The following is a 23,275-nucleotide window of genomic DNA, read 5'->3' on the forward strand; positions in this document are numbered from 1 at the left end:
TTGCACTTTCTGGAGAAATCACCAACTTCTTCTGGACCCCTGTTGACCACCCTCCTAATCTCCTATGAAAAGCTAGTATTAGGGAGCACTCTAATGAAACGCACAGTACTTACAGCACTTTTGTTGCTCGGCAGCCTGGTAACAGCCCAGTCTGCGCTTGCTGGCGTTTACATGTGTGTCGACCCTGACACTGGCAAGAAAACCTTCACTGACCGCGCCTGCCCCTCCAAGGCAAGAGGCGACAAGGTCAAGGTGCAGACCACCAATTTTGGCGATGGCATCGCCAACCAGCGCCGCCAGAATGCCACCTGGACCAGCCATATCGACACCACAGTTTCCGGCCGCGAGAACTTCAAAGATGATCCCGCGGTAGCCACCTCGATCAGCGGCAACGGTCTCCTCGGCGCCGACAGTTAGGCTCCCACCCCCTCCACTCCCCAGTTTCGTACCCGAGACGAGCCTCGCCGCGGGTTTTAGACTAGAATTCGCCCTTTGGTCTACCCGGAACACACACAATGAAAGCACTGGTCAAGAAGGAAGCTCGTGAGGGCATCTGGCTGGAAGATGTGCCCGAGCCCGAACTGGGCATCAACGATGTACTTATCAAGGTTAAGCGCACCGCGATCTGCGGCACGGATATGCACATCTATAACTGGGACGCCTGGGCCCAGAAAACCATTCCAGTACCCATGGTGGTGGGCCACGAATTCGTCGGCGAAATTGTTGACGTCGGCGCCAATGTCAACGACTTCCACCCCGGACAGATCGTCTCGGGCGAAGGGCACGTGGTTTGCGGCCGCTGCCGCAACTGCATGGCAGGCCGCCGCCACCTTTGCAACCAGACCTCCGGCATTGGTGTAGACCGCCCCGGCTCATTTGCCGAATACGTTGCCCTGCCCATGTCCAATGTGTGGGAGCACACTCCCGGCATCGATCTGGACGTGGCGGCACTGTTCGACCCGTTCGGCAACGCCACCCACACCGCCTTGCAGTTCGATCTGCTGGGCGAAGATGTGCTGATTACCGGCGCAGGCCCGATTGGTGCGATGGCCGCGGCGGTGTGCAAGCATGCTGGCGCCCGCCATGTGGTGATCACCGATGTAATCGAATCGCGTCTGGACCGCGCCAGGGCACTGGGCGCCACGCGCACAGTGAACGTCGCGCAAGAGAGCATCGCCGATGTGCAAAGAGAACTGGGTATGTACGAGGGTTTCGATGTCGGCCTGGAAATGTCGGGCAACGCCCAGGCCTTCAATGACATGATCGACAGCATGTGTCACGGCGGCAAAATTTCGATTCTCGGCATTCCCGGCGAAGATACCGCCATCGACTGGAACAAGGTGATCTTCAATATGCTCACCCTGAAAGGTATCTATGGCAGGGAGATGTATGAAACCTGGTACAAAATGTCGGTAATGATCGACTCCGGGCTGGATATATCACCGGTGATCACTCACCGGCTGCCCTACAGCGATTTTCAGCACGGCTTCGACGTCATGAACAGTGGGGAGGCCTCCAAGGTCATCCTTAACTGGGAGGAATAAACGTGTACGACCGTTTTCAGGAACACCTTGCCAGTGAGTTACAAGGGATTGAAGAGGCCGGGCTATACAAGCACGAGCGCCAGATTACGACCCCACAGGGCGCCCATGTCGGTGTACGCGAGGGCGAGGTACTTAACCTCTGCGCCAACAACTACCTCGGCCTGGCTCAGCACCCCGAGGTAAATGCCGCGGCGGCTCAGGGGCTAGAGGACTGGGGCTACGGGATGGCGTCGGTGCGCTTTATCTGCGGCACCCAGACCCTGCACAAGCAACTCGAGGAGAAACTCAGCGAGTTCCTTGGCACCGAGGACACCATCTTGTACCCGTCGTGCTTCGACGCCAATGGCGGCCTGTTCGAGACCCTGCTGGGAGCCGAGGATGCAGTGATCTCGGACGAACTGAACCACGCCTCCATCATCGACGGTGTACGGCTGTCCAAAGCTCAGCGATATCGCTACAAAAACAACGATATGGCAGACCTCGAAGCACAACTCAAGGCTGCTGATGCCGCCGGCGCAAGGTTCAAGCTCATCACTACCGATGGTGTGTTCTCAATGGACGGTTATATCGCCCGCCTGGACGAGGTCTGTAACCTGGCGGACAAATACAAGGCACTGGTGCACTTCGACGACTGCCACGCCACTGGCTTTGTCGGCGCGGGCGGACGCGGCACCCACGAGTTGCGCGGCTGCATGGACCGGGTGGACATCATCACCGGCACGCTGGGCAAAGCGCTTGGCGGGGCCTCTGGTGGCTATACTGCCGCCCGACAAGAGGTGGTTGACCTGTTGCGCCAGCGCTCGCGTCCCTACCTGTTCTCCAACACGGTAGCGCCGCCGGTGGTGGCAGGTGCGCTCAAGGCCATCGATCTGGTGTCCGAGTCGCCGCAATTGCGCGAGCGCCTGCAGCAGAACACGACGGTATTCCGTGAAGGTCTGGAAAAGCTCGGTTTCGAGTTGCTACCGGGAGAACACCCGATCGTTCCAGTGATGCTCCACGACGCGGCCAGGGCAGCCAAATTTGCCGAAGCAATACTGGCCCAGGGTGTCTATGTGACCGCCTTCTCGTTTCCGGTTGTTCCCAAGGGCAAGGCTCGCATACGCACCCAGATGTCCGCTGCCCTGTCCAATGACGATCTGGAATTCGCCATCGAGGCCTTCGCCAGAGCCAGGACCGCATTGGACTAGGCCGTGCTGACGGCCTGCCCCACTTTGCAAACGCTATGAGCACATTCAACCCGCCTCCGGTGCTGCGCAACCCGCACGTACAGACGCTGATTTCGAGCACGCCACTGCGGGCCTGGCCCCTGGCAAGGCGCACACGCCAGCTCCAGGCAGAAGCACAGGACGTGATACTCCAGTGCAGCGACGGTATTCGATTGCATGGTCTGTACAACCCCAATCCGAACCCGGAGCGTGGGCTGGCAATTCTACTGCACGGCTGGGAAGGGGATGCTGAATCCAGCTATCAACTCTCAAATGCCTTTACCCTGCATCGCGCCGGCTTCAGCGTCTTCCGCCTGCACCTGCGCGACCACGGCCCAAGTCATGCACTAAATCCGGAACTATACAACTCCACCCGCTTGCGTGAAGTGATTGACGCTATCGCGGAAATTTTACGCCTCTACCCCCATGACAAGCACTTCCTGTCAGGGCATTCACTAGGCGGTAATTTTTCCCTGCGCGTCGCTGCCAGGGCACATGAGTTCGGCTTGAATCTCGATCGTGTGGTGGGTGTATGCCCCGTGCTCGACCCTTGGCGCACCATGATCGAAATAGAGAATGGCAGCGCTATCTACCACCGCTACTTTGTGCATCGTTGGAAGCGCTCCCTGAAAATCAAACTGAAACACTATCCAGAGCTGGGCTACGGCAACACGCTGCTGGAGCTGCAAACACTCGGGGATATGAACGACTACTTCGTGCCTAATTACACCGCTTACGATGACTCGCGCAGCTACTATCAGGCCTACGCCCTGACCGGCAGCACGCTGGAAAACTTGCGCGTACCCAGTCATATCATCCTCAGTCAGGATGACCCCATGATTCCCTGCGACGATCTCAAAGACCTCGCAAACTCGCCGGCGCTTTCGATCGAAACGCCGCGCCACGGCGGCCACTGTGGTTTTCTAATGAACTGGAAGCTGGACGGCTGGATTGACCAGCGGCTGCTGGAACTTTTGCGCTAGGCTGAGTCGACAGCGAGACACCACTCGCCCAACATCTGGGCAAGCTCTACCCGCCGCTGATCGGCCTTGCGATCATTGCGGATGTCGTCGAAGGCCCGCGCCAGTTTGCGCCGTTCCTTGTCGCTCAACCATTCCAGCGCTGGATCATCCAGCTTGAGCGTCTCGCGCACTGCATGCGTGCGCTGGCTTATCAAGCGGTGGTGCTGCATGGCCCTGCCCATGACCACGAAAGGAAAATTTGCATTACGTGAAGGGCCGTAGGCCAATTCAGTGCCGCCACTGGGAATGCCACTCACTTTCCACTGGGCGATATCGTCTGCGTGTTTTTTTACCTGACTGCGAGCGGCAAGCGCTCCACCTACACCCGAAATCAATGTACCCAGGCCACCTGTCAGGCCGCCCGTTGCACCATCAATCACCACGCCGGCACCGCCACCAACAACTCCGCCGGCCGAGGTTGCCGCAAACAATAGTTGCCGCTTGCTCAAGCCCCACAGATACCAGTTTTCCTGATTGAACAGATCGTCGCTTTCCAACGCGAGCCGCTCTTCAGATGTTTGCAGGTCAGTGTAATAGAACAGTTCCTCCACCTGGCGCCGGCAGCGGCGCTCGGAGGCTCCGAGGTGGTGCACGTACTGTTTGAACAGGATAGCTTTGACCGGATCTTCCGGCGCCCCCTCGGGAAGCTTCTGCCTCGCACTGTAAGTGAGCGCCTCCAGAATTAAATCGCAAACCAGATAAGCTGCGCCCTCATGCTGCGCTCTGCGGTCTGCCTCCAGAATCTCAACTGCCCGCTTCAAGGGTTGTTGCCACTCCGGATCCAGATGCCCAAATAATTCCAGCAACTCCAGCTGCTTGCGGTGCTCCGCACGGTGGGCATCAAAGGCGCGCACCGTCTGAAAATACTGCCCGAGCCCGGTCGTCCACTCCTGCACATAGTCAGTGCTGTCGATAGGATTGATCAGGGCCAGGCTGGGCCTGCCGGTCCAACGTAGAATCTCCATCTCAGCTTCATAGTCAGCGCCAAAGGGGCAGGAGCCATCCACCACATAGATAATGCCCGCACCGTCCATAATCGGCGCCAGCGCCTGACATTCGTGCTGGTACTGGGGATCTTCCGCATGGGCGTCGAGAAACGCGCGCACGGTGTCTGGGCGGGAGGCGGCATTATCATTATGCGCCTGCAACCAGGCCAGCACCGAGCGAGCGCGCTGAATCCCCGGCGTGTCCACCAGTTCATAGAGGGTTTCACCGTCAATGCGCATCGGGAATCGGCGCATCATACGCGTTGACCCCGCCTTCGCTGCAATATGCACACTGTCGTCGCGGGCAAGCGTTGCAACGATGGACGACTTACCCTTATTGGGCCGCCCGACGACGGCAAAGGCCGGAATACTTGGCTCTTGAATACTCATATCAGCCCCACCTCAATGCTTCACATCGCAGGGCCGGAACATCCAGTTCATGGGCAAAAGCCAGCCACTCTTCCATATCGTGCTCTGACACCTCGCGCCCGGCCAATGGCACCAGACACAGCGCGGCCTGAGGCACGCCATTTAACTGCGCGAGCACATCCGCCAGATCCGCCATGGGCGGCTCCCAGGCTTTTACCGAAATGAGCAACAACTCAGGCCGGTAAGCATTCACAACTTCAATAGCTGCGGTGTCCTCCGTCGGTGCGCCTAATCCTGCTTCCAGTCGATTATCCGAGGGCACCCGTGCCAGCAGCGGCAACTGCTCAACCTGGTCCGTCGACACAGCCTGGGCCCAGTTGAGTAACATCACACCTTCATCGATATCGTCCACAATCGAATCACTCACAACGTCTTTTTCCAGCGCCTGCGTGCGCACCGCAGGCGCGCGCATCCGCGACAGCACTGCTGCCGCACCGGGAGCTGCTACAAAGGCGCGCTGCAATTCACGGCGGTACGCTACACGCGAAAATACCCAGAGCACCAAACGAGGTAACAGCGCATAGCAAGCCATGCACATGAACAGGAACCACCACCACCCTGCCCTGCTCTCCTCGGTGAGCAGGCTGAGGTCGGATGCGGAAGCGTAGTAACGCGTAGCACTGATGACTTCGGGCGTTAAGGGGGTCGCCGGCAACCACCCCTGCCACGGCGTGGCCAGCGCTCCGGTCAGTGCAACCATCCACTCGTCTCCCAGGGCAAACGTGGAACCCCAGACGAAACCGAAACCTGTGACCGTAGCCAGGCCGAATAAAGCCACCATTGCACCGGCGGTAAACAAAGCGCCGAACTCCTGCCCATAGCGCAGTAGCAGCAAACGCACAGCACCGCTGTTCTCGCTTAGATAACGCGCATCAGGAAGCGCACGGCGAGTGATCAGGCGGGCGGGATTCAGTGGCGACACCGCCGGAGGGCTGCCGCGCAGGGAGCGCATCATGGTAATAGCGGCGACAAGCGAAGCGAGCAGTTGCAGGACAACGAATACCAGCAAGAATAGCAATACATTGACCAGTGCTTGCTTACTCGCCAGCAGGAAACCAGCCATGGCAAGCGCACCAAAAAGCAGGGCTGACAGACGCAGAGCGACCGCCATCGTCTCTGCGCGAATGCCTCCGGATGTCTCACGATCACCAGGATGCACGCAGCGCAACCAGTACAACAGCCGCCCGGCATCATCCTGTGCCAGGCAATCCTGCCCTATCTCGTGATCGCGACGCCGCAATTCGGCCAGCGAGTCCTCGCGGTCAGCGGCCATCTGTTCTCCGAGCGCGTATAGATCCTGTAATCGAGGCGAGCTGCCCTCTGCTGCCATCGGCAGTTCTCTTTTTACTGAGTAGAGCCACATGATAGATTAATCCGACACGCTTTTGGACGATGAATCATTTTATGCGCCGACGACTTCTTCTCGCTTGTTTGTTTCTGCTGGGTTCGCTGGCGGGCTGCTCTGAGCCAGTGGGCCCTGAAACACAAATCCGGGCCAACATCATGGCGATGGAATCGGCCCTGTCTGAGCGCAGCCCAGGTGACTTCCTAGAGCATCTTGCGGAATCTTTCACCGGCGGCAAGCAGGGCAGCGGAGACGTAACAAGAGACGACGCCAAGCGCATGCTCGGCGTGTATTTCCTGCGCTATCGCAATGTCGATATTCTGGTGTCGCAGGTAGACGTGGAAATCGACGCCTACGAGGATGCTCTCGCGACCTCAAGCGCCATGGTCGCGCTCGCCGGCGGTCGGGGGTTGATTCCAGATTCAGCGCGCCTATATCAAGTAACAGGCCGGTGGCAGAACTTCGACGGCGACTGGAAACTCACCCGACTGAGCTGGGAATAAGCTATGGAAATCCTTTTTTGGGCAGGCCCCGCGCTGCTGCTGTGTGCCAGCCTGTTGTTGCTTGCACCAGGATCGAACCGAAACGCGCCGATAATCATCTTGCTGATGACATTGGTGACAACAGGGTTCGGTGTGCTTCTCGGACTATGGCAGGCCGGCATCGGCGCGATATGGGCGGCGCTGTGCCTCGCAGTTCTCGGCTTGTGCAAATCCAGAGGCTGGCAACTTGCTCCAGTTGCCCGCTACTGCCTTGTGCTCGGCACGCTTTCTTGCGCAGCGCTGGCTGGCTACGTGAACTGGTCGGCACCGATCAGATCCCTGCCGCACCCGGATGGCAGTTTTCAGGTTGGGGTTGTCGATTTCGTCATTGAAGACGAGTCACGTCCGGGCCTGCAGGGAGCGCCACACAGTAGTCCACGCAAGTTACTGGTCCGGGCCTACTACCCTGCCGACTCTGACGTCACGGCCAATGTCGAGCCCTATATGACCGCCCAGGAGGCAGAAGCCGTCGCCAGCGGCGAGACTGCCCTGGGTGAGCCGGGCGTGCTCAACAAGCACTTACAGCACATACCCACACACACCTACCGGCGGGTCAGCGCAGCGAGTGGGCGCTTCCCTGTTGTCATTCGCAGCAATGGCTTCAGCTCCCATGTAGCCAGCAGCACCATCCTCCACACGCACCTGGCCAGCCACGGCTATGTGGTCTTCAGCCTCACTCATCCGGGCGACATGTCCGCCGTGGTATATCCGGATGGCAGTGTGCACCCGATCGCCAAAGAAACCTTAGCCAGTATGTCCAAGCGGCATCACCAGAAAAAACGCGTGGGTGAACAACTCCCTCCTCCAATTGAAGAGCATTTTTTCGACACCCTCTGGCGCGACACAGAGCAGTTCAACTGGGTGCGGCTCGCACCCGAGGGAATGCATCGCAGCCACGCTACATGGATGGCGGATATCGGCTTTCTGGCTGACCAGCTATTCGCAAATCAACTGCCTGCCGATGCGATGAAGCTGCTTCCCGATCTGGCGCTACAGGATCTGGCGTTCGCCGGAACTTCTTTTGGCGGCACCGCCTCTGTGGCTGCCTGTCACAGGGATTCCCGTTGCCGGGCGGCGATCAACATCGACGGTGCCAATTTTGACCCTGAGCTGGTGAACGCCACTGTGCGTATGCCCGCACTGTCCCTGCAGCAGGATTTTTCGCGTATCCCCCAGTTCGCCGAGGCACGGATGCACGGCATCCGCAATCCACGCGACACGGTCTATGAAAAAAATCAGGACGCAGGCCTCACTGGCCTGGTGGAGAGGGTGGAGATCAAAGGTATGCGTCACCAGAGCTTCAGCGATAGCACCTGGTTTGCTCGCGGCGCTACTGCGCGCGGCATTACTGCCACAGGAGCCTTGTCGCCAGAACGAACTGTAGCCCTGACAACCCAGCTGGTCACCGCATTTCTGGATGAGCAGATCAAGCGTGACGGAGGTGCTTTTGCAAAGGCAGTCGAGGCACTCCCCGAGGCAGAGCAGTACTCGCTTGAAGCACTGCGTGAATGGGCACTGGCGCGCCCAGATTAGCCGACGTTGTGGTAGACCTTCTGCACGTCTTCGACATCGTTAAGCATGTCGATAAATTTCTCGAACATGGGCTCATCCTCGGCTGAGATTGACGCCGTCTCGCGCGGTACAAACTGGATTTCCTCCACCTCGAACTCGATGCCGTCAAAAGCTTCCGTCAACGCCTCGCGTACCTTGGCGAACTCAGTATGAGGGGCGAATACAGTAATCTTGCCGTCTTCACACTCGATGTCTTCCACATCTGCATCCGCCATCATCAGCGCTTCCAGTGCGGCCTCTTCATCATCACCGGCAAAAACAAAGATCGCGCTGTGGTCGAAGGAGTGGCTAACACTGCCGGGAGTACCGAGTTTTGCTTTGGTCTTGGTGAAGCACACTCGGACATCGCCGATGGTGCGATTGGGGTTATCAGTGAGACAGTCGACAATGACCATACAGCCACCGGGACCGAAACCCTCATAACGGGCCGGCGCGAAGTCTTCGCCAGAGCTTCCCTTGGCTTTGTCGATGGCCTTGTCGACCACATGGGCCGGCACTTGATCGCGCTTGGCGCGGTCGATAGCACTGCGCAGTGCGAGATTGCCATCCGGGTCAACGCCCCCTTGTTTGGCAGTCACGTAGATCACGCGAGCGTGCTTGCTATAGACTCGGGCCTTCTGGTCCGAGGTCTTGGCCATGGATTCCTTGCGATTCTGGTAGGCTCTGCCCATGGGTTTGGCTCCTGAAAAAGGAGCGATTATACAAGGAGAAGTCAGTGATAAAAACAAACCGTGTAATACAGGCGCTTTCGGCGGCGATAATTACCGCACTCGCCCCCCTCTCGTTCGCCCAGGGGGTCACCATCGGTGGCACCGCCAGCGACAGCGAGGCCACCGGCGTGATGGCGCTGTTTAGCGGCGATCGCTATGAGAACTTCCGTCACATGGAACGCTTTGTCCCCACCTCGGCGATGACCGCCTCACCACAACCCTGGAAGCTGGGTGAAAACTCGGCATCACTGCGTTTTGTCGGCGAGATGGACGGTGAACCCATGGATGTGAACGCCTTTGTCGAGCATTCGGGCACGTCCTCTCTGCTGGTGATTCACGATGGCAAGGTAATCTACGAGCACTATGGACACGGTGACACCGCAGACAGCCTGCATATTTCCTTTTCAGTGGCCAAATCTTTCACCTCGACGCTGGTCGGTATCGCCCTGGCAGAGGGCGCTATCGAAAGCCTGGACGACCCTATCAGGAAATACCTTCCGGAGCTGACCAGCGCCACATTCGACGACGTCACTGTTAAGCATATATTGCAGATGTCTTCCGGCGTGCGCTTTAACGAAACCTATACTGACCCGAACTCTGACATCAATCGCATGACGGCCATGGTGCCGCCGATGAGCTATCTGGAGTACATCAACACCCTCGGGCGAGCTCAGGCGCCCGGGAAGTTCAACCACTACGCAAGTATCAATACGCAGCTACTGGGCTTGCTACTGGCGCGTACAACCGGCGAGACCATGACCGACTACATGCAGGAAAAACTGTGGCATCCCCTCGGCATGGAAAGTCAGGGGCTATGGATGCTGGACGCCCAGGGGCATGAGTTCGCCATGGGAGGGCTGGCGGCCACCGCGCGTGACTACGCCAAACTGGGGCTGCTATATCTCGACCATGGCAAACGGGGAGACAAACAGATCGTACCTGCCAGCTGGGTGAAAGCCGCTGTCACGCCAGACGAGCCTCACCTGATGCCGGGTAAAAACCCCGGTTCGTCAAATACCTCAGGCTATCAGTACCAGTGGTGGACACCGCGAGACTGGGACGGCGATTTCCTTGCGCGCGGCATCTGGGGCCAGAGTATCTACGTACATCCTGGCAATCGGGTCGTTATCGTCCGCCTGGCTGCGAACGCAAGGAACTTTGAGCCCGCGCACAAGCTGGCCAATATCGACTATTTGCAGGACCTGGCACAGTCCCTGACCGATTGAGTCAGCTGAGTGGCTCGAGCACCAGCGGCAAATCGTCCATTGGCTTGGCGAAGGGGAAGTGCTGGATTTTCGCCGGGAACTGCCCCTCTTTTGCGAAGCGGATGCGGTAACGTGTCAGCACCTGAGCCATGGTGCACTTAAACAGCATGTCAGCAAAATGCAGGCCGATACATTTGTGTGCTCCGCCGCCAAAGGGCGCCCAGAGGAATGAGTGTTGCTTGTGCTCATTTCGGGCAAATCTATCCGGGTCGAAACTGTGTGGGTCCTGCCACCACTCCTTCATCCGCATCGTGTACAAGGGGGAGGTCTGCACCAGTGTGTGCGGTGCCAGCGTGTAACCACCCAATTCCACTTCCTTCACCGTGCGGCGCTGATACATGGGCACAGGTGGATTGAGCCTGAGGGTTTCCTTGAAGCAGTGATCCAGGTCGGTAACGTTTGAGCCGAGGTCGTCGTAGCTCAAACCCTGCCGCCCCAGTGTCGCAACTTCCTCGCGGAGACGATCCTGCCAGGCCTGGTCGTTGGCAAGGTAGTAACTGGCCATTGTCAGCGCGCTGGTGGTTGTATCGTGCGCCGCCAGGAGCAAGAAAATGAGATGGTCACCCACGACCTTGTCGGAAAAGTACTCGCCGTCTTCGGATTTTTCATTGGCGAAGAACGTCGCCATGTCTGTGCCTGTCTGGCCGCGTCGCCGGGGTGCGAGTTCGGTGAAATAGCGCTCGAGAGCGCGGCGACCATCCATACCCTTACGGTATTGAAGCCCGGGCCAATCCTTGCGAATCAGCGCCAGCGGGCCCTCATTCAGATCGAGGAAAGCCTGGTTCAGAGTGCGAGTTTCTTCGCCCTCCATATCCAGCCCGAGAAACACCTTGGCCCCGACATCCAGCAGCAGGGTTTTAACATTGGGATAGAAGTGGAAACCTTCCACATCGCTCCAGCCCGCAACCTGCTCATCAATGATCGGATTCATGATGTCGACATACTGCCGCATCGCATCGACCTTAAACGCTGTCTGCATGATTCGGCGATGAAACTTGTGCTCGGCGAAGTCTTTCATCAGCAGGCCGCCAGCAAAGAAGTCACCCAGGGGGCCATCCCAGCCCATCTGCGCTGAGAAACTCTGACTGGAATCCAGGGTGAGCTGCTGGACGAATTCTGGCCCCAGTGCCACTACCATCTTCTGGAACGTCATACTGATTTTCGACACTGGCCCGTATTCACGGTAGCGCTGGTCCAGGGTTTCGAAAGGCTTGAGCACAAAGCGGAACGTGTCGCCAACGAACGGCAGACCGTAACGCCCTGGGATGTGATCGAGGTTCTTGTTGTCCCGATGATGCACGTAATCAGGTACTGAAAATTCCATTATCGTTTTCTTCCAGCGTCAGACTAATGGTCATTAGTTTAGGCGGGTAGACGTCCTTGAGCAACGTTGAATCAGCCAGATCTGGACCAATAGATTGACCTGTGGCCCTGTCATTGAGGCACAATAGCGCTCCGATTCACCGCATGAGCAGGCGCATGGCTTACTGGTTATTTAAAACCGAGCCCGACGATTTCAGCATCGATGACCTTCAGGCACTGGGGACAACCCCGGAGCCCTGGGATGGCATCCGCAACTATCAGGCCCGCAACCTGCTGCGGGACGTTGTCACAGCAGGCGACGAGGTGCTTATCTACCACAGCAGTTGCAAGCATGTGGGTGTGGCGGGTGTCGCCAGCGTAGCAAAGAGTGCCTATCCGGATCCGGACCAGTTTGACCAGAAGAACAAATATTACGACCCAAAAGCGACGCCCGAGAATGTGCGCTGGTATCGAGTAGATGTAGTATTCGAGCGCAAATTTCCACGCTTTGTCCCGCTCGGCGAAATCAAGGCCATGCCCGGCATGGAGAACATGATGCTGCTGAAACAGGGGCGCCTTTCAATCCAGCCAGTGACGCCCGCGGAGTGGGACGCCGTCATTGCCGCCAGTGAGACCGACATATGAGCAACAAGTCACGCCCGGGTGATGGCACCCTGGCTCCACTCGAAGAACTCAATGCACAGCTCGCCTTCACCGAGGATGCCCAGCGGCCGGATGCCGTCGCCGGACGTCACTCCCGCGGGTTTCGGACCGCCCGGGAAAACCTGGCAGACCTCGTAGACGAAGGCTCCTTCGTCGAATACGGCCAACTGGCAGTTGCAGCGCAACGAGGCCGGCGTGAACTCGACGACCTGCGCACCAACACCCCCGCCGATGGCGTCATCACCGGCCTCGCAACCATCAACGCCGAGCGGATAGGCGAGCCGTCAGCCCGCGCTGCGGTCATCATTAACGACTACACCGTGCTGGCGGGGACACAGGGCTACTACCACCACCTCAAACTTGATCGCATGATCAGTGTGGCCCGGGAGCGACAGCTACCCACCGTGATGTATACCGAGGGTGGCGGAGGCCGCCCGGGAGATACCGATGTCACCACCGGCAGTGGCGGCCTGAATGTAACGTCCTTCGTGGAATGGGCCCGGCTATGCAGCGAAGTGCCGACAATCGCCGTGAACAATGGTTATTGCTTCGCTGGCAATGCAGCACTCCTCGGTAGCGCAGACGTGCGCATCGCCACGCGGACATCCTGGATCGGCATGGCCGGGCCGGCCATGATCGAAGGCGGCGGCCTGGGCAGTTACGCCCCCAAAGAAATCGGCCCCATCGAGGTCCACCAGGGCAATGGCGTCCTTGACCTGATTGCCGAGGACGAGGAAGAAGCGACTGCACTGGCCAGGAAAGTGCTCGAGTACGCACAGGGAGACGTCAAGGGCTGGGCGTGCGCGGAACAGGGCAGCCTGCGCACGGCCATGCCTGCCGACCGCCGCTTTGCATACGACGTGCGCGGTATTATCGAGACAATCGCTGACGAGGGCACATTCACGGAACTCACTCGCGGCTTCGGCGGCGCGATCATCACCGGTTTCATTCGAATCGAGGGGCGCCCGTTGGGGCTGCTGGCAAATGATTGCAAGGTACTAGGTGGAGCAATAGACAGCGAGGGTTCTGATAAGGCCGCGCGTTTCCTCGCTCTGTGCGACAAATGGCAACTGCCAGTGGTCTCACTGTGCGACACCCCCGGGTTTATGGTTGGACCTGCCAGCGAAGTCGCCGGCGCACCCACACGCATGAGTGCATTGTTCGCTGCGGGGGCAACCCTCAAAGTACCTCTGGTTTGCCTGATTCTGCGCAAGGCCTACGGCCTGGGAGCGATGGCAATGGCGGGCGGCGGTTTCCATATCCCCCTCTATACCGGCGCATGGCCCACGGGAGAAACAGGCCCCATGGGCCTGGAGGGCGCAGTAAAGCTGGGATTCAAGAAAGAGCTAGAAGCAGAACAGGACCCGCAGGCAAGGGAGAAACTGTTCAACGAGCTGTTGGATGCGATGTATGAGAAAGGCAAGGCCGCGGAATCAGCCGCAGCCATCGAGATCGATGGCGTGTTCGACCCCGCTGACAGCCGGCGTACCATCCTGCGCGCTCTCGCTTAAGCGACGGCGTCGCGCAGCTCTCTGTAACTGGCTTTGAGCAGCGCTTCGAGGGTGTGAATCCGCGGCTGGTCTTTGGGGCAACTGGCAATGGCAAAGCACAGCTTGTTGGCGTGGCTGACCACCGTAATGTTCAGGCCCATCGCGTCGGTGAGTACCGATAGCGGATATATCGATTCCAGCTCCGAGCCATCCAGATACAATTTCTCTTTAGCGCCCGGAACATTAGAAAAGATCGCGTTAATCACCGGCCGAACGCGGGTCGCATTACCACTGTTGGAAAGTAGAATCGTAGGCACCATGACCATCGCAAAGAAGTCTTCAGCCGCGGTGACGGACAGATTCGCCATCTCCTTTTTAGCTCCGCTGGTAACTTTGATGATCCGCTGCAAGCGCTTGTAAGGATCTCTTTCCTGGGTGAAGAATGGCGACAGGATGTAACTCAGCTTATTGCCCTCACCCGGCGTGTCTGATTTGAGTGATACCGGCAACCCGGCAATAAGCGACGCGCGCGGCAGCGCTTGCTGCTCCAATAGATACGCCCGCAGCGCACCACCACAGACCGCCAGCAATACATCATTTACCGAGCCACCGCTGCGTTTGCCTAACCGCTTGACCTGCTTCAGCGGCAATTCACACAACACGACCGAACGCCGCGAATCCAATTCAGTATTGAACAGTGTGCGCGGCGCGCTGAACGGCAGCCGCATCACATCTTCATTGCCTTTAATGGCCTCCGCCCCCATGTGGGCAATTAGTTTGGACAGCTCTGGCACCGCCCTATACTGATTCAGCAGCCCGGTTCTGGCCTGACCAATACGCTTGAACAGCGAACCGGGTTTGCGTTTTGGCATTGGTGTTCCAGGTTTATCAAACCGTAGCCTGGTGCCCGGCGAGGTGCTGAACATACCCTCCATCATTTTCATCGCTCCCACCCCATCCACGAGGGCATGATGTACTTTGCAGTAAATCGCAAAGCGGTCGCGAGGCAGGCCTTCGATAATATGGAGCTCCCAGAGCGGACGGGTACGATCCAGAGCGCGTTCATGAGCCCGGGTGACCAATTGCATGAGCGCCTGCATACCGCCGCCTTCGGGCAGCGCGTAATGCAATACATGGAGCGAGGGATCGAAGTGCTCCGGTATGATCCAGGTCGCATTGGCGAGATCCCCCGGGTTGGCGAGTTGCTTATTAAACGCCGACCACAATTCATTAAGCCTGCCGCACTTGACCGCCAGCCTGCGCAGATAGCCGGCAGATGCGCTCTCTGGTTTCTTCAGAATCATCAACCCAGCCACGTGGAATGCACAGTGGCTGGATTCCATTTTCAGGAAGGCCGCGTCCTGAGCGCTCAATTTTTCCATGCCATATCTCCACTAGCTCAACCCGGCAGACGCTAACCCATCCAGGCGCCCGAGGGCACCGACTGGATCAAGAATAGGCCATTTTGTTCCAGCCGCGGAATACGATACATTGCACGGTCAAATTCCGAGAGCGTTCCAGAGAAACGCCTGTATCGCGCACCATGGAGATTACTGTGCCAACAAAGATGCTCAAACTTCTGCCGAAACTGCTTGTGCTGGGCACAGCTCTACTTATTACCGCTTGCGCCAACGACGAGACTCCTCCTGGGCTCCACACCGTGGTTGGGCCGCAGTCTGTAATGCTGACCGATACGGTGCGCGACCGGAAAATCGAAGTTGTATTCTGGCACCCCAAGCAGGTAGCGCAGAATTCCCCATTGGTTGTATACGCCCATGGGTTTGGAGGCAATCCCGAGGATTCCACCTGGCTGACGACCTACCTGGCCAGCCATGGCTACGTGGTTGCTGCAGTGCGTTTCCCCGGCACCAACACTGATCTGGGTGATGAGAACCTGCAGCTTAACGACGTGGTAAATCAGCCTGCGGATATCAGCCGCGCTATCGATCTCGCCCTGGGCGAGCTCCCCGGAGCGCCAGCAGCCATCAGCGGCATGATCGACCCGAACCGGGTCGGCCTGGTGGGGCTTTCTTTGGGGGGGCTCACCACCTACCTCGCTGGCTATGATCGGGATTTGATGGAACCGCGCCTGCAAGCCGCCGTTGGCCTCGCACCGGGTGCTGGAGATATTTTCTATCCGGATTTCTACCAGACTCGCGACCTACCGCTGCTGATCATTCACGGTGACATAGATTTACTGGTGGACTACGCCAGCACCAGTGTCGCCAGCTTCGAACGTTCCAGCGCACCGCGCATACTCGCCGAGCTCACCGGCGGTACACATATGGGCTTTACCGACTTCGGCTGGATGGGATTCAACCCGGATCATCTGCCTTGCATGTTTTTCGCCGACGCGCTGAACAAAGACCCCAGTGAGGTGACTTTCCACGGCGACCTCATGGCCAGGGAGCCCTCGACAGGCGTCGGCCCGTACACGGCTCCGCCGCCCTGCACCTATACCGTGCCGGACGTGCCAGCGATGAGTACACCGCGCCAACACGCGCTGAGTAAAGCACTGATTCTCGAGTTCTTTGCCGCGACACTCGGCAACAGCGACCTCCAACAATACGGCGAGTTGGTAACCGCGCTTGCGGCAGAGAATACTGACCTCAGCATAAAATCGGCTGACCTCGACGGCACCGCTGACGAAGCCTTCGAGCAATTCCTGGCGGAAAGCTATGCCGAAGACATGGTGCGAGCGCCCTATACAGCGAGCTATCGTGGCCAGGACACCGACAACGGCAAATGGAACTCGATTTCGGAGTCTCATCAAGAGGAAAGCCAGGCCATTCGCGAACAACGTCTGGCAGTGTTGGATGGCATCGACACCGAAGCACTATCCTCGAAACTGCAACTATCACAGCAACTGTATCGGAGTGATCTGGAGCGCCGCAGCGCCTCAGATGCCTTCCGCCATCACAAGTACGTGATACACCAGCACCGAGGCCCCCACACCCAGGTTGCTAGCAACCTGATCAATGTTCATACCGTCACAAACGCCGCTGACGCTGAAGCGTATATCAGCCGTATTCAGGACACAGGCCGCTGGTTTGACGAGGTGATAGAGCAGCTGAGAATCCGCGAAGAAAAAGGCATGTTCCTGGCGAACTGGGCCTACCCTAAAATGGTCGAAGCCTCGCGCAATGTGATCAGTGGCGCGCCTTTCTCCGAGGGTGATGACTCCACGATCTGGGCGGACTTTAAAGCCAAAATGGAGCGGCTTGAGTTATCACATGAGCAACAGCAAGACTTGCTGGCCCGAGCGAGCAACAGCCTGCTAGAAGCACTTTACCCGGCCTACGAGCGGCTGATTGAGGAATTCGAGCATCAGGCCCAGCTGGCGCCCGTAGATGATGGTGTGTGGAAATTTCCAAACGGAGAGGCTTTTTACGCTGAGCGGCTACGCTGGTACACCACCACTGAACTCACCGCAGACGAGGTACACAATATTGGTCTGAGAGAGGTCGCGCGTGTACACAAGGAGATGCTGGCTGTCATGGAGCAGGTTGAATTCGACGGTGACCTCGCCGCATTCTTCGAATTCATGCGAAATGACGAACAGTTCTACTACCCAGCCACTGACGAGGGCCGCGCGGCCTATATGGCTGAGGCGACACGTCTGATTGATGTGATGCGAACACGACTGCCCGAACAATTTGGGCTTTTCCCGAAAGCGCCGATGATCGTCAAGCGAGTAGAAGCGTTCCGTGAACGTTCAGGCGGCAAAGCGTTTTACCAGCGGCCGCCGGCAGACGGCAGCCGGCCAGGCATCTACTATGCCAACCTATACAACATGGCTCAAATGCCGAAGTACCAGATGGAAGCCCTGGCCTACCACGAGGGCATACCGGGGCACCATATGCAGCTAGCCATCTCGGTGGAACTGGAGGGTGTACCCGAATTTCAGAAGCACACCACATTCACTGCTTTCACTGAAGGCTGGGGGCTCTACAGTGAGTTCCTCCCAAAGGAAATGGGTTTCTATGCAGACCCCTACTCAGACTTCGGTCGCCTGGCAATGGAGCTGTGGCGCGCTGCACGCCTGGTCGTGGATACCGGCATCCACAGCAAGCGATGGACCCGGGAGGAAGCGATAGCTTACCTGATTGAAAATACGCCCAATGCTGCCGGAGACGCGAGCAAAGCGATCGAACGCTATATCGCCCAACCAGGCCAGGCCACGGCCTACATGATCGGCAAACTGAAAATTGTAGAACTGCGAGAGAAAGCGAGGACAGCTCTGGGCGAAGACTTCGACATCCGGGCCTTTCATGATGAAGTTCTTAAAGATGGACCAGTACCTTTATCGATACTTGAAGCCAAGATTGACCGCCTCATAGAGCAAAACATGAGTTCACCGAGTGCGTGAGGAATCGCCACAGTCTCGCAGCCAGCGTCTATTATTAGTGGGAACTCTTTACTACGGTAACTCGTCTCCCCAATGCTGATCACCGCGCAGATACGCTGCATTGTTCTCGCCGGTCTCTTACTGCTGGTCTCGGCAGTAAGCGCTGCCACCCCGACACTCGATGATATTGCTGCCGAACGGGCCGCAATTACGAGCGATAGCAGCCTGACCGAGGAAAATCGCAGCTCGCTATTGGCAAATCTGGATCGGGCTCAAAATCAGCTTGAAGCTGCCAACAGGTTCCGCGAGCAGACCGCCCAGTTCAAAGCGGTCATGAGCGAAGCAGACAACCAGACTGCCAGCTTCAACCAGAAACTTAAAGACGCCCAGGAAGCTGCAGAAGACGCACCCCCAACCGCCCCCACTGATGCCAGCGCTGCGGATCTCGAAGGACAAATTACCCTCTTGCTCGCTGAACGTCAGGCACTCAGCGAACGCCGGACACAGCTGCTTACAGAGGTCGATGAACTCCCCGCCCGGCGCAAAGTGATTAAGACAAGGCTGGTCGAATTACAGAGCCAGGCGCAAACACCTGTCAGCGAAAGCCTGCCGGAAATACCGCGAGAACGAGTACCTGCACTGCTGGCACAGGCCCAACTACTGGCCAACACCGCAGAGAAAGAGGCGCTGGAAACGGAGGTATTGAGCGAACCTTCGAGAGGTCAGATTGCCGCAGCTGAACGCACCTGGCTTGGTCAAGCTATTGAGAGTGCAGATTCACTGCTGGCGGTTCTAAACGATTCGCTTGAGGCGGCTCGCAGCAGCGCCACAGCACAGCAACTGGAAACCACTTATCAGCTACAGGAGCAGTTGGCGACGCAGGACCCGCGCCTGAAGACCTTTGCCCGGCACAATCGCGAGTTGGCACAACATCTTCAGCAGACCGCGGCTCTGACCGATACGGCACGCAACAATGGCCTGAGCATGCAGCGTTTGCTGGAATCTATCGAACAGGACGCGGCGCTTATGCAGCGCAGGCTGGATGTCGCAGGCCGCAAAGAGTTGCTCGGACGCGTGATGATCACTCGCCTGAGCAGCTTGCCCGATATCGACGAGCTGCAACGTGATATGGAGCGGCGCAATGAATTGATCGCCTCGACCTCGCTGACCCAGATAGATACGGAAGAGGATTTCCGCGCGCTCAATGAACGTCAGGAGTACCTGGATGTGCTTGTGCCAGATCTTGCCAGCTGGGACAAAGACTCACGCAATCTGGTCAATGAGCTTGTGGACCAACGCTCAGCGTTACTGGAAGACAACCTCAAAGGCATGTCATCACTTCTGAGCCAACTATTGGACAACAACGACAACACGGCGAGATTGATCGATAGCACAGAAGAATTTCATCGTTTCTTGCTCGGAAATCTGCTCTGGGTTCGCAATTTTAGCTATGTCGATATTGGAATGTTGTCCGATCAGCTGAAGAATCTGCTCGCTCCGCGATACTGGCAACAGCTTCCCAGGCAGTTGAGCAGTGGTTATCAGGAACAACCTTGGTCATCCGCACTGCTCATCCTGTTCCTGGCTTCGCTGTTGCTTCGCTGGCGCCTACGACCCACTTACAACGAATTGCTCAGCCGCCCTATTCTTGTCAGTGGTTCCACCCTCTGGCACATTCTGGCAGGCCTGATCTGCTCTGTTCTGCTGGTGCTGCCGTGGCCCCTGCTGGTCTATATCGCCGGCTACCTGCTGAAAGCCGCCCAGCCCGCCAGCGAGTTGTCCGACGCTTTGGCTGAAGCCCTAAAACTGACCGCGCGGGTGCTATTGGCCTTGCTGTTCACCCGGTTGCTGTGTTCGCGCCTTGGCGTCGGGCGCCGATTCCTCAAGTGGGACGCTCGCATGCTCGACAGCATACGCAACGAGCTCAATTGGGCGGGTCCAGTGGTCGGCATCGCCCTCGTTATCGACCTCACCGCATTCTATCTCGAGACCCTGGCCAGCGGCGGCCCTCTGGGCGCCCTCGCGACAGCGGTCATCGCCGGCAGCATTATTGTGTTCTGCGTACGCCTGATGCAGCAGGACATTTTCTCCGAGGACCGCACGCTGATCATTGCCCTCCGCGTTATCAGTGCGGTTGCCGCGGCAGTGATCGGCATGCAATTGGTCGGCCTGTTATTCGCGGGTGAAATTTACTTATTGGCACTGGGTCGGTCCATCGTTCTACTCGGCGCAATAAAACTGATTGGCGATGTCCTGGAACGCTGGCTGTTGATTCTGCGTTCCCGAATTGAGCGTCAGGCACGTGAAGAGCAGAAGAATCAGCTCGACGAAGGTGACGAAAGCAGTGAAGAGACCGACGACAACCTGGATCTCTCATCACTGTCCGAAGCCCACCGGAAATTACTCGCGATGGGGCGCTTTATTTCCCTCGCTGTCGGCCTCTACATCATCTGGTCACCACTGCTTCCCGCGCTGAGCCTGTTGGACTCGGCCGTGCTGTGGCAGGTGACCGATAGCACTGCAAGCGATGGCGCCCTGCGCTCCATCACCCTGTTCGACCTGTTCGTCAGTGGCGTTATCCTGACGGTGACAGCGCTGGTCACGCGACACCTGCCTTCGCTCAGCGAAGTCTTTATGCGCGAGTGGTTTAACATCAGTGCCGGTGCCCGCTACGCCAGTAGCATTCTCATGCAGTACCTGGTCATCGCCATCGGCGCATCCATGTTTCTCTCAACCATTGGCTGGGAATGGGGCAAGGTACAGTGGCTGGTAGCGGCCCTGGGGGTGGGTATTGGTTTTGGCCTGCAGGAGATCGTGGCGAACTTCATCAGCGGCATCATCATATTGTTTGAGAGGCCGGTCCGCGTGGGCGACATCATCAGCGTTGGTCAATCTGAGGGGGTAGTGCGCAAAATCAATCCCCGGGCAACGGTGATCGAAACTTTCGACAACAAGGAACACCTCATCCCCAATAAGGAATTGATAACCGGCCAGGTCATCAACTGGTCACTGAGCGAAACTGCCGTACGCATTGTGGTGCCTGTGGGAGTCGCCTACGGGAGCGACGTACGCAAGGCGATGGACATCATGCTGGAAACAGCGCTCGAGGTCGACCTGGTCCTGGCTGAGCCAGAGCCTGTTGTCACCTTCGAAGACTTTGGCGACAACGCCCTGGTACTTTGGCTGCGCTGCTTCGGCTCAGACAACCGACCCCGCGCGTGGACCGAGCTGCGTACTATCATCTATGAGAAGTTCACCGCAGCGGGTATTGTCATCGCCTTCCCGCAACGCGATATTCATCTGGACACTAGTGCCCCGCTCCAGATTGAGCTCAGCAACCCGGATCGCTGAGGTTGTCGACCAGCATACCGAACAGACCCCCGGTCACCCGTTTGCGCCGGTCACATTGAGCCCAGATAGACACAGCGTTTTGGTCAAAACTGGCAAATACCACTTCAAGCACACCGCTGTTGTTAAGGTCCGTGATCACAGGGCCTCCGGCCTGACCGTAGCCATCACTACTGGGGAACTGACGGGTGACAAAATTACCGTCTTCACCCTGCTCCATCCAATAGACGCCACGTGCGCCGTCACCGGAAACCGCGATATCCAGACGTCCGTTACCGTTAAGATCGCCGGCGCCCAGATAGCCAGGTGCGGCTTGCCCTATGGGCCCCTCCACCGGGAAATGTGCAGGCCCAGTCAAGGTGCGCACTGACCAAAGCTCCCGGGGATCATCGGCTGGGGTGAACTCGTAGACCGCGGGCTCCGGGTATTCTGAGAACGGCCTGAAGGCCACGTTCTGGTTGGTGTGATTAGCTGCGATGAAACGGGTAACGCCGTCGCCGAGCAAATTCTCAACAGGCACAATGGCAAAACCCGGCCCCTGATCCACCCCAATAGCATGGTGCAGAAAGCTGCCATCGCCCATGTTTTCAAACCACACAAAGGAAGCGATTCCCGCATTGCGATTATCGACAGGGATAAAAGGCTGGCCCAGCGGCAAACCGAAGAACTGCGGACTCACCACGTCCATCAGGCCGTCTTCATTCACGTCATAGGCGGTTAAAAGGCTGCCGCCGCCATTGCCAATGGTCATTGGTGCGCCGAACTCAGCGCCCCCCAGACCCGGGATTATCATGGTTTCGACCACATCGTCGAAAGCGTCCGAGGCATCGCCCGCGTCCTCACCCGTGGTCACGATGTCGGCAATGCCGTCACCAGTAAAATCTTCATACAACACTGAGTGAAACGAGAACGGGCTATTGCTAAGCAGATCGTGACGGACCCAACGCCGGCCCACAGCCTGGTTCTCCCACCAGGTGAGTGAGCCGCGTGAATTGCCTGCAAACGTGTCGAAGAAGTAACCACCGGGGACGATCACATCAAGGTCCCCGTCTTCATCGACGTCTGCCAGAGTGGGCCGATTGGGAAAAGTGATGCCGGCGGCCTCGTCAAAGATCGGAATCTGCTGCCACTGACGCAACGGGCCGTTGGGATAGTTGATACCCGAGGCGTTCTTGAACAGGGTGAGCTTGCCGGCCTCAGGGATAATAGTCCCCTCCGGGCCCGCTACCAGTTCACCAAAACTGGAGACCACCATTTCCGGACGATCGCCACCAATCAGGTTGCCTGCCACCACAAAGGCAGCACCAGGGAGGCTGTCTTCGATGGTGTGTCGTTTGTAAATGGTCGATTGGGCCTGGGCGCCAGTCGCCAGGATGGCCAGGTAGAGCGCAGCGATTCGAATCCACATATCAGTGTCCTTATTCTGTGTTGTCGGCGAACATGAATCGCCATGATAGGCGTTCAGGGGGCGGGGTTCGTTCACGAACGCGATTCTGAACGATTT

General features: G+C 57.9%; 17 protein-coding genes. 11 read left to right on the forward strand and 6 right to left on the reverse strand.

The annotated features are described in order from the left end of the window. The first annotated feature begins 93 nt into the window (after positions 1-93). From EY643_RS13635 to EY643_RS13650, 4 genes are all read left to right on the forward strand, one after another. Entirely contained in the window at positions 94-417 is a 324-nt protein-coding gene (locus tag EY643_RS13635; RefSeq protein ID WP_153239751.1) for a DUF4124 domain-containing protein, read from the forward strand. A 98-nt stretch (positions 418-515) separates the two neighbouring features. Next, positions 516-1,544, forward strand: a complete 1,029-nt coding sequence (gene tdh / locus EY643_RS13640) for an L-threonine 3-dehydrogenase (protein ID WP_153239752.1) — start codon at positions 516-518, stop codon at positions 1,542-1,544. 2 nt (positions 1,545-1,546) lie between these two features. After that, on the forward strand, positions 1,547-2,731 hold the full coding sequence (locus tag EY643_RS13645) for a glycine C-acetyltransferase (RefSeq protein ID WP_153239753.1): 1,185 nt from the start codon (positions 1,547-1,549) through the stop codon (positions 2,729-2,731). Positions 2,732-2,766: 35 nt separating this feature from the next. Beyond that, positions 2,767-3,732, forward strand: coding sequence for a YheT family hydrolase (locus EY643_RS13650; RefSeq protein WP_153239754.1), 966 nt, complete (start codon positions 2,767-2,769; stop codon positions 3,730-3,732). Here the strand turns inward: EY643_RS13650 and EY643_RS13655 are convergent. Together EY643_RS13655 and EY643_RS13660 are read right to left on the reverse strand one after the other, a co-directional pair. Continuing rightward, positions 3,729-5,147: a DUF3482 domain-containing protein gene (locus EY643_RS13655; RefSeq protein WP_153239755.1), complete on the reverse strand. Its 1,419-nt coding sequence runs from the start codon at positions 5,145-5,147 to the stop codon at positions 3,729-3,731. The genes EY643_RS13650 and EY643_RS13655 overlap by 4 nt on opposite strands. A 1-nt stretch (position 5,148) precedes the next feature. Next, on the reverse strand, positions 5,149-6,549 hold the full coding sequence (locus EY643_RS13660) for a DUF2868 domain-containing protein (RefSeq protein WP_153239756.1): 1,401 nt from the start codon (positions 6,547-6,549) through the stop codon (positions 5,149-5,151). A 41-nt stretch (positions 6,550-6,590) separates the two neighbouring features. On the opposite strand from EY643_RS13660, the gene EY643_RS13665 reads away from it, so the two are divergent. Next, the gene (locus EY643_RS13665; RefSeq protein ID WP_153239757.1) at positions 6,591-7,034 is read left to right on the forward strand and encodes a hypothetical protein; all 444 of its coding nucleotides are present in this window, start codon (positions 6,591-6,593) and stop codon (positions 7,032-7,034) included. A gap of 3 nt (positions 7,035-7,037) precedes the next feature. After that, a complete protein-coding gene (locus EY643_RS13670) occupies positions 7,038-8,606 on the forward strand; it encodes an alpha/beta hydrolase (protein ID WP_153239758.1) in 1,569 nt (522 codons plus the stop codon). Here EY643_RS13670 and EY643_RS13675 read toward each other — a convergent pair. Further along, a complete protein-coding gene (locus tag EY643_RS13675; RefSeq protein ID WP_153239759.1) occupies positions 8,603-9,316 on the reverse strand; it encodes a YebC/PmpR family DNA-binding transcriptional regulator in 714 nt (237 codons plus the stop codon). The genes EY643_RS13670 and EY643_RS13675 overlap by 4 nt on opposite strands. Before the next feature lie 44 nt (positions 9,317-9,360). Between EY643_RS13675 and EY643_RS13680 the strand changes: the two genes are divergently transcribed. Continuing rightward, positions 9,361-10,581 (forward strand): serine hydrolase domain-containing protein, encoded by a 1,221-nt coding sequence (locus tag EY643_RS13680; RefSeq protein WP_153239760.1) that lies wholly within the window; start codon positions 9,361-9,363, stop codon positions 10,579-10,581. A gap of 1 nt (position 10,582) precedes the next feature. On the opposite strand, the gene EY643_RS13685 is transcribed toward EY643_RS13680, so the two are convergent. Further along, on the reverse strand, positions 10,583-11,944 hold the full coding sequence (locus EY643_RS13685; RefSeq protein ID WP_153239761.1) for a cytochrome P450: 1,362 nt from the start codon (positions 11,942-11,944) through the stop codon (positions 10,583-10,585). Between the two features lie 155 nt (positions 11,945-12,099). On the opposite strand from EY643_RS13685, the gene EY643_RS13690 reads away from it, so the two are divergent. Beyond that, positions 12,100-12,567, forward strand: a complete 468-nt coding sequence (locus EY643_RS13690) for an EVE domain-containing protein (RefSeq protein WP_153239762.1) — start codon at positions 12,100-12,102, stop codon at positions 12,565-12,567. Then, a complete protein-coding gene (locus EY643_RS13695; protein WP_153239763.1) occupies positions 12,564-14,096 on the forward strand; it encodes an acyl-CoA carboxylase subunit beta in 1,533 nt (510 codons plus the stop codon). The genes EY643_RS13690 and EY643_RS13695 overlap by 4 nt, the downstream gene beginning before the upstream one ends. On the opposite strand, the gene EY643_RS13700 is transcribed toward EY643_RS13695, so the two are convergent. Next, the gene (locus tag EY643_RS13700; protein ID WP_153239764.1) at positions 14,093-15,457 is read right to left on the reverse strand and encodes a wax ester/triacylglycerol synthase family O-acyltransferase; all 1,365 of its coding nucleotides are present in this window, start codon (positions 15,455-15,457) and stop codon (positions 14,093-14,095) included. The two genes, EY643_RS13695 and EY643_RS13700, sit on opposite strands and share 4 nt — an antisense overlap. A 173-nt stretch (positions 15,458-15,630) precedes the next feature. On the opposite strand from EY643_RS13700, the gene EY643_RS13705 reads away from it, so the two are divergent. Both EY643_RS13705 and EY643_RS13710 read left to right on the forward strand, forming a co-directional pair. After that, a complete protein-coding gene (locus EY643_RS13705; RefSeq protein ID WP_205743070.1) occupies positions 15,631-18,444 on the forward strand; it encodes a DUF885 family protein in 2,814 nt (937 codons plus the stop codon). A gap of 72 nt (positions 18,445-18,516) precedes the next feature. Continuing rightward, a complete protein-coding gene (locus tag EY643_RS13710; protein ID WP_153239765.1) occupies positions 18,517-21,774 on the forward strand; it encodes a mechanosensitive ion channel domain-containing protein in 3,258 nt (1,085 codons plus the stop codon). Here EY643_RS13710 and EY643_RS13715 read toward each other — a convergent pair. Next, entirely contained in the window at positions 21,755-23,179 is a 1,425-nt protein-coding gene (locus tag EY643_RS13715; RefSeq protein WP_153239766.1) for an FG-GAP repeat domain-containing protein, read from the reverse strand. The two genes, EY643_RS13710 and EY643_RS13715, sit on opposite strands and share 20 nt — an antisense overlap. Positions 23,180-23,275: the final 96 nt, after the last annotated feature.

Origin of the sequence: Halioglobus maricola, assembly GCF_009388985.1 — a bacterium.
In the GTDB taxonomy this organism is placed as follows: Bacteria; Pseudomonadota; Gammaproteobacteria; order Pseudomonadales; family Halieaceae; genus Halioglobus; species Halioglobus maricola.